10 protein-coding genes are annotated in these 13,131 nt (G+C 31.0%); 8 read left to right on the top strand and 2 right to left on the bottom strand.

Annotated features, from left to right (window positions below; genetic code table 11):
• The first annotated feature begins 161 nt into the window (after window positions 1-161).
• Window positions 162-908: an N-acetylglucosaminyldiphosphoundecaprenol N-acetyl-beta-D-mannosaminyltransferase TarA gene (gene tarA, locus BJG89_RS11875; RefSeq protein ID WP_096810797.1), complete on the top strand. Its 747-nt coding sequence runs from the start codon at window positions 162-164 to the stop codon at window positions 906-908.
• A gap of 417 nt (window positions 909-1,325) precedes the next feature.
• Here tarA and tagH read toward each other — a convergent pair whose 3' ends face one another.
• Window positions 1,326-2,120: a teichoic acids export ABC transporter ATP-binding subunit TagH gene (gene tagH / locus BJG89_RS11870; RefSeq protein ID WP_096810796.1), complete on the bottom strand. Its 795-nt coding sequence runs from the start codon at window positions 2,118-2,120 to the stop codon at window positions 1,326-1,328.
• A 361-nt stretch (window positions 2,121-2,481) separates the two neighbouring features.
• On the opposite strand from tagH, the gene BJG89_RS11865 reads away from it, so the two are divergent.
• The 4 genes from BJG89_RS11865 to tagD all read left to right on the top strand — a co-directional run bounded on the left by BJG89_RS11865 (window position 2,482) and on the right by tagD (window position 6,057).
• Window positions 2,482-3,282: an ABC transporter permease gene (locus tag BJG89_RS11865; RefSeq protein ID WP_096810795.1), complete on the top strand. Its 801-nt coding sequence runs from the start codon at window positions 2,482-2,484 to the stop codon at window positions 3,280-3,282.
• Between the two features lie 139 nt (window positions 3,283-3,421).
• Entirely contained in the window at window positions 3,422-4,513 is a 1,092-nt protein-coding gene (tarB, locus tag BJG89_RS11860; RefSeq protein WP_096810794.1) for a teichoic acid glycerol-phosphate primase TarB, read from the top strand.
• Window positions 4,510-5,568, top strand: a complete 1,059-nt coding sequence (locus tag BJG89_RS11855) for a glycosyltransferase family 2 protein (RefSeq protein WP_096810793.1) — start codon at window positions 4,510-4,512, stop codon at window positions 5,566-5,568. The genes tarB and BJG89_RS11855 overlap by 4 nt, the downstream gene beginning before the upstream one ends.
• A gap of 90 nt (window positions 5,569-5,658) precedes the next feature.
• Window positions 5,659-6,057 carry a glycerol-3-phosphate cytidylyltransferase gene (gene tagD / locus BJG89_RS11850; RefSeq protein ID WP_096810792.1) on the top strand — a complete coding sequence of 133 codons (399 nt, stop codon included), beginning with the start codon at window positions 5,659-5,661 and terminating at the stop codon, window positions 6,055-6,057.
• 318 nt (window positions 6,058-6,375) lie between these two features.
• Here tagD and pbp4 read toward each other — a convergent pair whose 3' ends face one another.
• Window positions 6,376-7,668 carry a penicillin-binding protein PBP4 gene (pbp4, locus tag BJG89_RS11845; protein ID WP_096810791.1) on the bottom strand — a complete coding sequence of 431 codons (1,293 nt, stop codon included), beginning with the start codon at window positions 7,666-7,668 and terminating at the stop codon, window positions 6,376-6,378.
• Window positions 7,669-7,909: 241 nt separating this feature from the next.
• On the opposite strand from pbp4, the gene BJG89_RS11840 reads away from it, so the two are divergent.
• The 3 genes from BJG89_RS11840 (at window position 7,910) to BJG89_RS11830 (ending at window position 12,809) form a co-directional block, all read left to right on the top strand.
• Window positions 7,910-9,628, top strand: a complete 1,719-nt coding sequence (locus BJG89_RS11840) for an ABC transporter ATP-binding protein (protein WP_096810790.1) — start codon at window positions 7,910-7,912, stop codon at window positions 9,626-9,628.
• Between the two features lie 361 nt (window positions 9,629-9,989).
• On the top strand, window positions 9,990-11,219 hold the full coding sequence (locus tag BJG89_RS11835; RefSeq protein ID WP_096810789.1) for a NupC/NupG family nucleoside CNT transporter: 1,230 nt from the start codon (window positions 9,990-9,992) through the stop codon (window positions 11,217-11,219).
• A gap of 753 nt (window positions 11,220-11,972) precedes the next feature.
• Window positions 11,973-12,809, top strand: a complete 837-nt coding sequence (locus BJG89_RS11830) for a YitT family protein (RefSeq protein ID WP_096810788.1) — start codon at window positions 11,973-11,975, stop codon at window positions 12,807-12,809.
• Window positions 12,810-13,131: the final 322 nt, after the last annotated feature.

Raw genomic sequence — 13,131 nt, 5'->3', positions numbered from 1 at the left:
ATAGAGTAATATCATTCATAAAGCATTTAGACTTTTGATGTATATTGAGATAGTTTAGCTATCGTTTTATTAATATTGTAATATATGTGAGTGAAAGTGTATGTTAAAATTACAATAAAAATGAATGTATATTGAGAGATGGAGTTAGGAGATTACTAATCATGACGAAAATTGACAAATTAGAAAAAGTAAATGTACTATCTGTTTTATTTGATAATGTGACACTAATAGAAATGCGAAATCATATCAAACAATTTTTTGAATCAGAAACTCAAAACAATTTATTCATTGTTACAGCTAATCCTGAAATTGTAGATTATACTACTAACAATGAAATCTACCGTAATTTAATCAATGGCGCCAACTATGTGGTGCCAGATGGTACAGGTATTGTTATGGCTTCAAAATTACTTAAAACACCTTTAAAGGAACGCGTGCCAGGCATAGAAGTAATGGAAGAATGTTTGAAAATCGCAAATGCTAATTATCAAAACGTATTTTTATTAGGGGCCAAAGATGAAATCGTAACGCAGGCAGTACAAAAACTAAGCGAAAAATATCCTAATATTTATTTTGGTTCACATCATGGTTACTTTGATATAGAAGATGAAATGGTGTTAAAACAAGTCACTTCGTTTAAACCTGATTATGTATTTGCCGGGATGGGTTATCCCAAGCAAGAGCAATGGATTGTTCGTCATGAAAATCAATTTAATCAAACCTTACTTATGGGTGTAGGTGGTTCTATTGAAGTGTTCAGTGGTACGAAAAAAAGAGCTCCGAATGTATTTCAAAAATTAAATATAGAATGGGTATATCGCTTTATTATAGATTGGAAACGTCTTGGAAGAATGAAAGCAATACCTAGATTTGTGTTTAAAGTAATTAAACAAAAAATAACTAAGTAATGAGGCTGGTATAAACTAAATATACCAGCCTCATTACTTATGATTGGCAGTAGTTTCTTTATGGATTTTCAGTCATCTACGACATAGTGACATGTGGCATTTAATTAGAACTATAAATTTCTATATAGGTTTATTGTTGAAAATATAAATATTTATTTAGTAATAAGTAGATGTAAAGAGACACTTTTTCTAAAGCTTAATATAAAAAGCATTTTAACCGATGATCTACGGTCTATATCATATTTGTAGCCCAAGCATGGTTTATGCCTAGGCTTTTAATTTAAGTACGAACATTAAGTTTTCTAGTAAGGCTGCTATAATAAAAATGATTTTAAACAAATCTATAATCATATACTGAAGTGTGATTCATTGTAGCGAAAATAAATTCATTTAATTCTATTTCAGAGTTAATGGATTTTATTTTACTTCGAATCTTGAGTTATCTAATTCGTTTCTGAATGCTTTTTGTTCATCTTTGGAATACTTTTTAAACTCATTTAAGAATTTTTCATACTCAGGTAAAACTTCTTCTAATTCGCCAAATTTTTTCAGTTTACCTGCTTCAATCCATGCAATTTTAGTGCAAAATTCTCGAACTTGTCTCATATTATGACTAACAAAGAATATTGTTTTGCCTTGTTCTTTATATTCATAAATCTTATCTAAACATTTTTGAGCGAAAGTTTGATCACCAACAGATAATGCTTCATCGATAACGAGAATATCTGGGTTTGTTGTAATGTTAATGGAAAAACCTAATTTGGCACGCATACCACTTGAATATTTTTTAACAGGTTGATAAATGAATTCCCCAAGTTCACTGAATTCGATAATATCAGGTGTTAATTCTTTAATTTGTTTTCTAGTGAATCCCATGCATAACATTTTAAATTCAATGTTTTCAATACCAGATAATTGTCCGTTTAAACCGGCATTAATTGCAATCACGCTCACTTCACCGTGTCGATCGATATTTCCAGAAGTAGCGGAAAGTGATCCACCAATAATGTTGCTTAGTGTAGACTTTCCTGACCCGTTAATACCTACAAGGCCGATGACATCACCTTCATATGCAGTTAGTGATAAATCATTTAGGGCATAAAATGTTTTGTTTTTATGAAAAGGGACTAAGGCATCTTTTAAACGCTCTTTATTATTGCGATAGATGCGGTATTCTTTAGTTACATGTTCAATGCTAACCGATACATTCATAATTTTACCTTCCTTATTTGCAGATAATGTATAGTATATTATATATTATATTAGTTGTTAAATTTATTAACCTATTGTAAAGTAAGTGAGTACAAAATTTAAAAACGATGTTCTTATACAATTGTTAAATTTTACTGAATTTGAGTTATAAAATCAATTATAGTGAAGTTGACAAATTGTAATAACTTTTTGTTATAAATGAGTTTAATATTCATGTGTTTTTGCTATTATTCTATGCATTTAGTTTACTAAAGTAAATGGCAGTTGTTAAGATAATTTATAAAGCGTATATTAGATTTGAATATAGTCTTGTTATAACATAATTATGATTAGTAAATCGATTGAAAGTGGGTTTATTTAAATGAGTGCAGTGTGGGTAGTTTTAAAAGAGCATTTCAAAAATTTCTATCTAATTCAAAGATTAGCACAGTTCCAAGTCAAAATTACAAATACAAATAATTACCTAGGCATGGCTTGGGAATTAATTAATCCAGCAATGCAAATCATGGTTTATTGGTTTGTGTTTGGTCTAGGAATCAGAAATAATGGGCCAATTGATGGTATACCATTTATTTATTGGTTACTTGTAGGTATTAGTATGTGGTTCTTTGTGAACCAAGGTATATTAGAAGGCACAAAATCAATAGCGAGTAAATATAACCATGTGGCCAAGATGAATTTCCCGTTATCTATTATACCTTCTTATATTGTTATGAGTAGGTTCTATGGACATATTGCATTATTAGTAGTTGTTGTTTTGTTGTGTATGCTAGGTGGTTTTTACCCGTCTATTTACACAATTCAATTATTCTTATATGTGCCATTTGCACTCATATTTACTACAACAGTAGCGTTATTTACGTCAACATTAGGAGTGCTCGTCAAAGATACACAACCGGCAATTCAAGCATTGATGAGAATGGTGTTCTTTGCTTCATCTATTTTAATTGTACCTCCAGAAGGTATCGTTAAAGACGTTATGCAACTTAACCCGATTTATTATCTTGCGGAAGCATATCGTGCCGCAGTTCTACATAATGAATGGTACTTTATTACACACTGGGAATTAACATTCTACAACTTTTTCATTATTGTGTTCTTATTTATCATAGGATCAATCATGCATATGCGTTATAGAGACCATTTTGCAGACTTTATGTAATACCAATTTGATAATTGATTCTTAATATATAAAATAAAATCCTTTAATGGCTTAAACGTCGTTAAAGGATTTTTCTATAATTTTAAATATAAGATGGCTATAATAGAAGAAAACAAACTATAAATCGGCGGTGGATTTTTTGAGACAGTTAATAAAAAAGCTCTATATGACAATTGTTAGCTTTTTGAATTTAATTTATAAAAAGAAAAAAATAAAAAACAACCACATTGTAATCATGATGACATTTGTTGAGGATGTACTTCCGATTATTGAAACATTAAATCGTAAGTCATACCATGTTACAGTTATTTCCAAGGAAATAAATAGAAAATATGTTAAAAACTTTGAAAATGTACTATTTATTCCTGCAGGTAATAAACAAGTGTTTCAACACATTAAGATAATAAGTACAGCAAAAATCATAGTCATTGATACATATTATTTAATGCTTGGAGGGCTCAAAAAGAAACCGCAACAGACAATTATTCAGACATGGCATGCTGTAGGAGCGTTGAAAAAATTTGGACTTACAGACCATCAAGTTGATTTAAATAATAAGAAAATGGTTAAGCAATATCAAAGTGTTTATCAAGCTACTGACAAATATTTAGTCGGTGGCGAGCCAATGGTTAAATGCTTTAAGGACTCATTTGGTGCACAAGACCATCAATTTTTAAGAACAGGTTTACCACGTTTAGTGCCGTACACAAGGTTAGATATAACCCAAAGACAACAAGAATTAAAATTGCAATACGGCATCAAAGATAAAGTAGCGCTTTATGTACCTACGTACCGTGAACATAATCAATCCAATCGTAGTATTGATAAAGCACAATTTGAAGCGGCATTACCGTCATATACATTGTTTAGTAAATTGCATCCGTCCCTATCTCAAGACAAACAATCTAAGATTAACTTACAGACATTGATGATTATGGCAGATATCGTTATTACAGATTATAGTTCATTAGCAATAGAAGCAAGTTTGCTAAATAAACCAACTTTCTTCTATGTGTATGATGAAGCTGACTATGAAAAAGAACGAGGGCTAAACGTTTTTTATTATAATATTCCAGAATATTATAAAGCGTATAGTGAAAAGGAATTAATATGTAAATTAAAAGAACAACGAGATGGTTTAAAACCATTATTTGAACCTTGGCATAAGTATAATGTGCAAGATAGTTTAACCCAAGTTATAAATCATATAGAGAAAATGGTGAAAGAATGAAATTATCAATTATCATACCAGTTTATAATGCAGCTAACACAATACAAAGAGCAATCAGTTCTATCGATACTAAACAAGATTATGAAATTATTTGTATCAATGATGGTTCTACTGATGAAAGTCAGCAAATTTTGGAACAGTTGCAAAAATCATCTAAAAATATTTATATCATAAACCAAAATAATCAAGGTGCAGCGATGAGTAGAAATAACGCTTTAACTCATGTTTCAGGTGATGCTTTTATATTTCTAGATGCAGATGACGAATTTTTACCAAACAGTATAGATGCAATGGCAGATTACTATCAACAAGATGAACATGTAGATATCGTCCTAGGGCAAATAGGTAGATTAAATAAGGGCGAGTGGAAAGGCGTTTACACGCACAAACCGATACAGAAATTTGATAAAGTAAACTTAGCGCAATGCCCTGAAATGATGCAGTCTATTGGACCTGGTGGGAAATTGTTTAGTGCCAAATTTAAAGATTTACAATTTGATGCAGATGTTGTTTTTTGCGAAGAACATACCTTTATGATTAAGGCGTACAAAAAAGCGCGCGATATTCAACTATTACCCTTTATTGTATATGGTTATCATGAAGAAAAAGGTTCAGTGACAGATCAAAGAGCAGGTCGATTTGTAAGTTATATGAGCGACGCTATTAAAGTTAGAAATAGAGTTATGAACACACTATTGTTGAGGGAAGAACGTATTTATTATAGTTACCGTATGGACGAACTCATTGTGAGTTATTTATTACAAGCGTATTTAGAACATAACAAAAAATTAACACATCAACTTTTAGATATTGTAACGTCTTATATGAAAAGCATGCAGAATACAGATTATTCTGGGGAAGCAATGTTTAGAATCATCAAAGTTGTTGAACAAGCGAACAAGTACTGGGATAAAACGTTATACAAAAAATGGCAAGAGACATTACTAAGTGTCGGCATTGGTCGACCTAATTATTATCGTTTTAAATTTGAAACAATTCCGAAACGTTTTAAATTTAGAGGGAAATTAAAATTAAAGCAAATACTTAAAAAGTAAAACTTAGTATCATTCGTAAACTTTTGATCATTATGCTATACTTTTAAAAAATGTTAATTTTAATTAAATTTTGTTAAGGAGTATGAGCGCATGAAACGTGTTATTACTTATGGAACGTATGATTTATTACATTATGGTCATATTGAATTATTGAGGAGAGCTAGAGAAATGGGCGATTATTTAGTAGTAGCTTTATCTACAGATGAATTTAATCGTGTTAAAAACAAAAAATCTTACTATAACTATGAACAACGAAAAATGATGTTAGAATCTATCCGTTATGTTGATTTAGTAATCCCTGAAAGTGGATGGGGTCAAAAAGAAATTGATGTTGATCGCTATGAAATTGATACTTTCGTAATGGGACATGATTGGGAAGGTGAATTTGATTTCTTGAAAGATAAATGTGAAGTCATTTACCTTAACCGTACTGAAGGCATTTCTACGACTCAAATTAAAAAAGAACTATATGGCGACGCTGAAAAATAAACTGACAAGCAATTATTTTTAGGTTGTTTAGTTAACCGTAAATCATACGTTAGGCACATATATGTATTAGGGCTGGGGCATAAAGCAATGTCTCAGCCCTGACTATGATATTGGTCGCAGATGGTTAGGTTAAATTTTTGATTAACTTAATTTTAGGTGTCTAGCGATTTTTACAGAATTGGAAGAAAGCAATCTTTTTGAAAAAAGAGATTTCGTCTCTAAATTAATTTTAAGTAACTATGTAAAAAGGATCGTTCACAAAATGTGAACGATCCTTTTTATTGGAAAAACATTTTTTAATAAGCAGTTATTTATAGCTTATTTACGGTTTTTTCTTTTTTTGAAAGCTTCGATAATAAGATAAATAATAATAGCAATAGCAGCAATAATTAAAACAGTACCCAGTAAAGTTAAGACAGGATGTTCATCCCAAGTTGTTTTAACGATTGTAGTAGTTTGATGCATAATTGGCTTACTTACCTTAACTGTTGGTGGTCCGTATTTATCAGAAATAAATTTACGGTCATATTCAATATGCAGTTTGCCGTCGTTTATAACATATTTATAATCATTTTTATCGAAATCACTTGGAAGTACATCATATAAATCTTTCTCTACATAATATGTTTTGCCATTAATTTTATGTGTACCTTTTGAAATAATTTTTTGGTATTTATATTGATCGAAAGACATATTCATTAAGGCATTACCAATCATATTGCGTTGTTTTTCACCACCTAAATTGTTGTAATCACCTGCACCCATAATCGTCTGGTTAATTCTCAACTTATCTCTTTTGGTAGTGATGGTATGATTATAATCCGCAATATCGCTTGACCCAGTTTTTAAACCATCCGTACCCTCTAAACTCATATCTGCACCTTCTAATGAATGGTTAAATGTATAGTATGTAACACCGTGTTGTGTTGGTGCTAGTTGTTTAGTAAAGTGTAGGATATTCGGTGTGTCTTGAACTGTACGTTGTGCTAAAATAGCAAAGTCTCTAGCAGTTGAAGTATTATTATCTTCATTTTTGTATTTTTTTGGTGCAAAATCTTTTAATTGGTTATTTTCAGCGCCTGTTGGATTTACAAAATGTGTATCTTTCATACCGATAGATTTTGCTTTTTTATTCATTAAATCAGTAAAATCTGAAAGGTTGTCAGAAACTTCTTGTCCAAGTATAAGCGCTGCAGCGTTACTTGAATTTGAAACTGTAATCTGAAGCAACTCTTTTATAGTATAAGTTTCTCCAGGATAGAGCTTAGTGTTACTTAATTCAGGCAAGGTAGACATTCGATAATGTTTATCAGTGATTTTCACCTTGTCATCTAAAGCTAAATCACCTTTTTTTACTGCTTCGAGTGTTAAATACATTGTCATTAGTTTGGTCATTGAAGCAGGGTACCATTTTTGATCAATATTATATTGATAAAGAATTTGACCAGTTTGAGCAATGTTTACTGCACTTTCAGGCTGATAATCATCGGTAACATTATAACCATATTGGTTTGCCGCTTGCGTGGGTGTTATTGTTTCTGCTTCGGCAAAAGGTGTTATAATTGAACCGACGAAGAGCGCAGTTACAATTACCATAATTAACTTTCTCATAATTACATTCCCTCTTAATATATTCTGTTTGACTACAACAGAAGTATTTTAGCATATTGTATGAAGATTATAAAATGTTACACCAATGAAAATTTGAAATAATTAAATTATCGAAAACTGTTGTGCAAAACACGAAATAATTGAGTTAAAATTGAATTAGCTTATTACTTTAAAGTTAAACTGCTCACATTTAACATAAGTTATGAAACAATTAAAAAATTTTTAGAAGAGGTAAATACACATGAAACAAGAGAATCCGTTATTCTACTTATTTAAAAAATTATCATGGCCTGTTGGTCTGATTATCATTGCTGTTTTAATTTCTTCATTAGGCAGTATTACTGGACTAGTAGTTCCTTTTTTTACAGGTAAACTTGTAGATAAATTTTCTTTTGAAAATATTAATTGGATGTTTATCACTGCTTTTATATCCATATTTATTATAAACGCTTTACTCAGTGGTATAGGTTTGTATTTATTGAGTAAAATTGGGGAGAAAATCATTTATGCTATTCGTTCCGTTTTATGGAAACATATTATCCATTTAAAAATGCCATTTTTTGATAAAAATGAAAGTGGTCAATTAATGAGCCGTTTAACGGATGACACAAAAGTGATTAATGAATTTATTTCGCAAAAACTGCCCAATTTACTGCCTTCTGTATTAACTATTGTAGGATCTTTAATAATGTTATTTGTGATGGATTGGCAAATGACTTTATTAACATTTATTACAATACCTATATTTGTATTAATAATGATTCCATTGGGTAAAATTATGCAAAATATATCAAAAAAAACGCAAGCAGAAATAGCTAATTTTAGCGGATTATTAGGCCGTGTATTAACAGAAATGCGATTAGTTAAAGTATCACGAACAGAAAAGATTGAATTAGATAATGCGCATAAAAATTTAAAAGAGATATACTTTTTAGGTTTGAAACAAGCGAAGATTACAGCAGTTATACAACCGATATCAGGTGTTATTATGTTATTAACGATTGCAGTTATTTTAGGATTTGGTGCGATACGTATTTCAACTGGCGCAATCACAGCAGGGACACTCATTGCAATGATTTTTTATGTTATTCAATTAACACAGCCTCTTATAAATTTATCTACATTAGTCACAGACTATAAAAAAGCTGTTGGTGCAAGTAGCCGTATATACGAAATTATGGAAGAACCTACTGAAGTATTTGTTACAGGACAACTACAGCCAATTATTGATGGGAGCTTAACCTTTGAAAACGTGGATTTTCAATATGGTAGTAAACCAATACTTTCCAATATATCATTTGATATACCATCTAGCAGTGTAACTGCATTCGTAGGGCCTTCGGGCTCAGGTAAGAGTACCATATTCAATATCATTGAACGTATGTATGATATTGAGCATGGTGATATTAAATATGGCAATCAATCCATCTATGATATAGCATTAGGAGCATGGCGAGAGAAAATTGGGTATGTGATGCAGTCTAATTCTATGATGAATGGTACGATTAGAGATAACATTTTATATGGTATTAACCGGGAAGTCTCTGATGAAGAATTGATTTATTACGCACAATTGGCAAATTGTCACGAGTTTATTGTAGCGTTTGAAGAAGGCTATGACACTATTGTTGGTGAAAGAGGGTTAAAATTATCAGGAGGCCAGCGTCAACGTATAGATATTGCGCGAAGTTTTGTTAAAAATCCAGATATTTTATTATTAGATGAGGCTACTGCCAATTTAGATAGTGAAAGTGAAAGAAAAATCCAAGATGCTTTAGAAGAATTAATGGAAAATCGAACAACAATTGTGATTGCCCATAGGTTATCCACAATTAAGAAAGCTGAACAGATTATTTTTATTGATAATGGTAATGTAACAGGTATAGGAACGCACCAAGCGCTAATGGCTAGTCACGAAAAATATCAGCAATTTGTCCATACACAAAACTTAACAAGATAGTTTGAACAATTAATGAAAACAACATGAAAACACGTATAATATTGCGTGAATCAATTATGTTTCTTAAATATATGCGAACTATAAAATTGTTATTTTATATAATGTACATACATGATATAATTATTGTGAATTATTAAGTGACAATCATTGAGGGAATGATGATTTTATCATCAAGCATAGTATTAAATAAATAGGAAATAAAATTAAAAGATGAGTGCATTGAACGATAGCTGGACTAATACATGTAGCTTAAAACAAGCAGTAGACAATGTGCTCATCTTAATAATTCTTATACATAATCGAGTGTTGCTTTTATATATTCAGCTAATTATTTATTTAATTAAGAAATGGTGGGTGTATGATGTTTTTATTGATTAACATTATTGGGTTAATTGTATTCTTAGGTATCGCTGTACTTTTTTCTAGAAAAAAATCAGACATACAGTGGAAATCTATTGGTATATTAGTCGTTATTAACTTGTTCTTAGCATGGTTCTTTATGTATTTTCCTTGGGGGAAAGCAGGCGTCCAATACTTAGCGAACGGAATTGCTTGGGTGATTGACTCTGCACATGCAGGTACAGGGTTTGCTTTTGCAAGTTGGGTAAATACTGAAACGATGGATATGGCTGTAAGTGCGCTATTCCCAATTTTATTGGTAGTACCGCTTTTCGATATTTTAATGTATTTTAATATTTTACCTAAAGTTATTGGTGGTATCGGTTGGTTTTTAGCTAAAGTCACACGCCAACCAAAATTCGAATCTTTCTTCGGTATTGAAATGATGTTTTTAGGTAATACAGAAGCTTTAGCCGTATCTAACGAACAGTTGAAAAGAATGAAAGAAACACGTGTGTTAACAGTTGCTATGATGGCTATGAGTTCAATCTCTGGTGCAATCGTTGGTGCATATGTTTCTATGATACCGGGCGATTTAGTTTTGACTGCTATTCCATTAAATATCATTAACGCAATTATCGTATCTTCTATCTTAAATCCTGTTTCAGTAGAAGAGAAAGAAGATGTTATTTACAGTATCCGCAATGAAGAAATTGAAAAACAACCATTTTTCTCATTTTTAGGAGATTCAGTATTAAATGCTGGTAAATTAATTTTGATTATTATCGCTTTCGTTATTAGCTTTGTTGCATTATCTGATTTAATTGATCGCTTTATCAATTTAATTACAGGTATTATTGGTGGTTGGGCTGGTCTCAAAGGCAGCTTTGGTCTTGACCAAATTTTAGGCACTTTCATGTATCCATTTGCTTTATTACTTGGCTTACCATTTGACGAAGCTTGGATTGTTGCGCAACAAATGGCTAAGAAAATCGTAACAAATGAGTTTGTGGTAATGGGACAAATTAAAGATGTAGTAGATGCTTATTCTCCACATAGACGTGCAGTGATTACTACGTTTTTAGTATCTTTTGCTAACTTCTCAACGATAGGAATGATTATTGGTACGTTGAAAGGTATCGTAGATAAAAAAACTTCAGATTTCGTGTCACAATATGTACCTATGATGTTACTTGCAGGTATTTTAGTGTCACTCATGACTGCTGGCTTTGTTGGATTATTTGCTTGGTAATACACCATGCGTGAAGTGGTTGTATAAACTGAGTGAATTATTTATCAAACAATAGAAAAATATGATGAAGTGTTATAGAAAATATATTTTTAGCATGGCGTATGAAGATAGCGCGAAATAGAAAACCAATGCATTCACTTGGTTTTCATCTCGCGCTTTTTTGTGCATTAAATGGATATAAAAAGGTCTGAAACATAAATAATCATGTTTCTCTCATTATTATATAAAGCGCATTTAATTGGAAAAAAGAAGAAGGCCGCGCTTGTATTATTTTATCTAATCATTAAAGTTCAGAGAGAAGAAAGTAAATTTAGAAGGAAGCAGCTTCTACCCGTTTCTGTTTTAAACGATTATTAAATCAAAAAATAAAGCCAAGTAATTGAAGTGACGATACACATTCAATATTACTTGGCTTTCACGGGAAATGAATTAATTGTATATTAATAGTAAGGACTAGGTACTACCAATATACTCGAGCAAAAATTGTTTTGTATGTTACTATAAACAACACAAAGGAGATGGCTTCTTATTGCTAATCAATAAGAAGATAGGTTTTATTATAGCAAAGGAAAGTGTATAAGTAAACCGAAAATTCAGAATTTTTAAACTTCTAAAAGAAGATAATGCAATAAATATGATAATATCAAGGTTTTTCACATGTATTTATAAGCTGTATTTTATGAATGATATTGTGGTATCTTCCATAGTTTGCTAATATTCAAGTGATTGGAGTTATATAAGGGGGTCATGTGAGTGAATAAAACAGTACGAGATTTAATTTTGGTAGTAATCGGGTCATTTATATTTTCAGCAGGCGTTAACACTTTTATCATATCTGCTGATTTAGGTGAGGGAGGCGTGACCGGTATAGCTATCGTACTTTATTATGCCTTTCACGTATCCCCTGGTATAACTAACTTTGTATTTAATGTGGTGCTTATTGCCATAGGCTATAAATTCTTGAGTAAAAGAAGTATGTATTTAACAATAGTGGCAACCATTTTGATATCATTATTTTTAGAATTAACTGTAAGCTGGGAAATAGAAACTGGTAATATACTCGTTAATGCTGTTTTTGGGGGCATGTGTGTAGGTTTGGGTATTGGTGTGATTGTGCTTGCAGGAGGAACGACAGCTGGTACAACTATTTTAGCTAGAATCGCTAATAAATACTTAGACGTCAGTACGCCCTATGCCTTATTGTTCTTCGATTTAATTGTTGTGGCAATTTCATTAACAGTGATACCAATTCCTAGTGCATTAGTTACAGTGATATCACTGTATATCGGTACAAAAGTTATGGATTATGTTATTGAAGGCTTAAATACGAAAAAAGCAATGACGATTATTTCTAGCAAACCAGATGAAATTGCTAAGGTGATTGATGAACAAGTTGGACGCGGACTTACTATTTTAAATGGTAGAGGATATTTCTCTAAACAAGAAAAAGATATATTATATGTTGTCATTACAAAAACGCAAGTGACCAAAGCCAAACGTTTAATCAAAAAAATAGACAGTGAGGCATTTCTCGTTATTCATGATGTACGTGATGTCTATGGTAATGGTTTTTTAATTGATGAACATTAATTGAAAAATTGTAAATTAAAACCTTGTTACAGGATTTAAATCGTGTATCAAGGTTTTAATTTTTTATAAAGTTTAAATTATCAAATGTAGGAGCAGTTTTTATCAGCATGAATTGTCTTATTTCACCAATTACTGTTGATAACATATTCAAGAATAAGACGCGATTGTTATAGGCACTTCAAATCGTTTTTTTTTTTAACTTACATAGCAAACATAAATGTATAAATTCTTAAGATAATCAGTGATAATCTATCATATTTATTAGTCATCATACCTAAAAAATGATATAATATCATCTGTGATAATGATTATCATTTGGAAG

The sequence above is a fragment of the Staphylococcus nepalensis genome, from assembly GCF_002442935.1.
Lineage (GTDB): Bacteria > Bacillota > Bacilli > Staphylococcales > Staphylococcaceae > Staphylococcus > Staphylococcus nepalensis.
Note: the sequence above shows the minus strand (reverse complement) of the source record. Positions and strands in the feature narration are given on the sequence as shown.

Bases quoted from the DNA above. Each gene is read 5' to 3' on its own strand.
- BJG89_RS11855 (WP_096810793.1), top strand. From the start codon at position 4,510: ATGAAATTATCAATTATCATACCAGTTTATAATGCAGCTAACACAATA.
- tagD (WP_096810792.1), top strand. From the start codon at position 5,659: ATGAAACGTGTTATTACTTATGGAACGTATGATTTATTACATTATGGT.
- BJG89_RS11865 (WP_096810795.1), top strand. From the start codon at position 2,482: ATGAGTGCAGTGTGGGTAGTTTTAAAAGAGCATTTCAAAAATTTCTAT.
- BJG89_RS11835 (WP_096810789.1), top strand. From the start codon at position 9,990: ATGTTTTTATTGATTAACATTATTGGGTTAATTGTATTCTTAGGTATC.
- tarA (WP_096810797.1), top strand. From the start codon at position 162: ATGACGAAAATTGACAAATTAGAAAAAGTAAATGTACTATCTGTTTTA.
- BJG89_RS11840 (WP_096810790.1), top strand. From the start codon at position 7,910: ATGAAACAAGAGAATCCGTTATTCTACTTATTTAAAAAATTATCATGG.
- pbp4 (WP_096810791.1), bottom strand. From the start codon at position 7,668: ATGAGAAAGTTAATTATGGTAATTGTAACTGCGCTCTTCGTCGGTTCA.
- tagH (WP_096810796.1), bottom strand. From the start codon at position 2,120: ATGAATGTATCGGTTAGCATTGAACATGTAACTAAAGAATACCGCATC.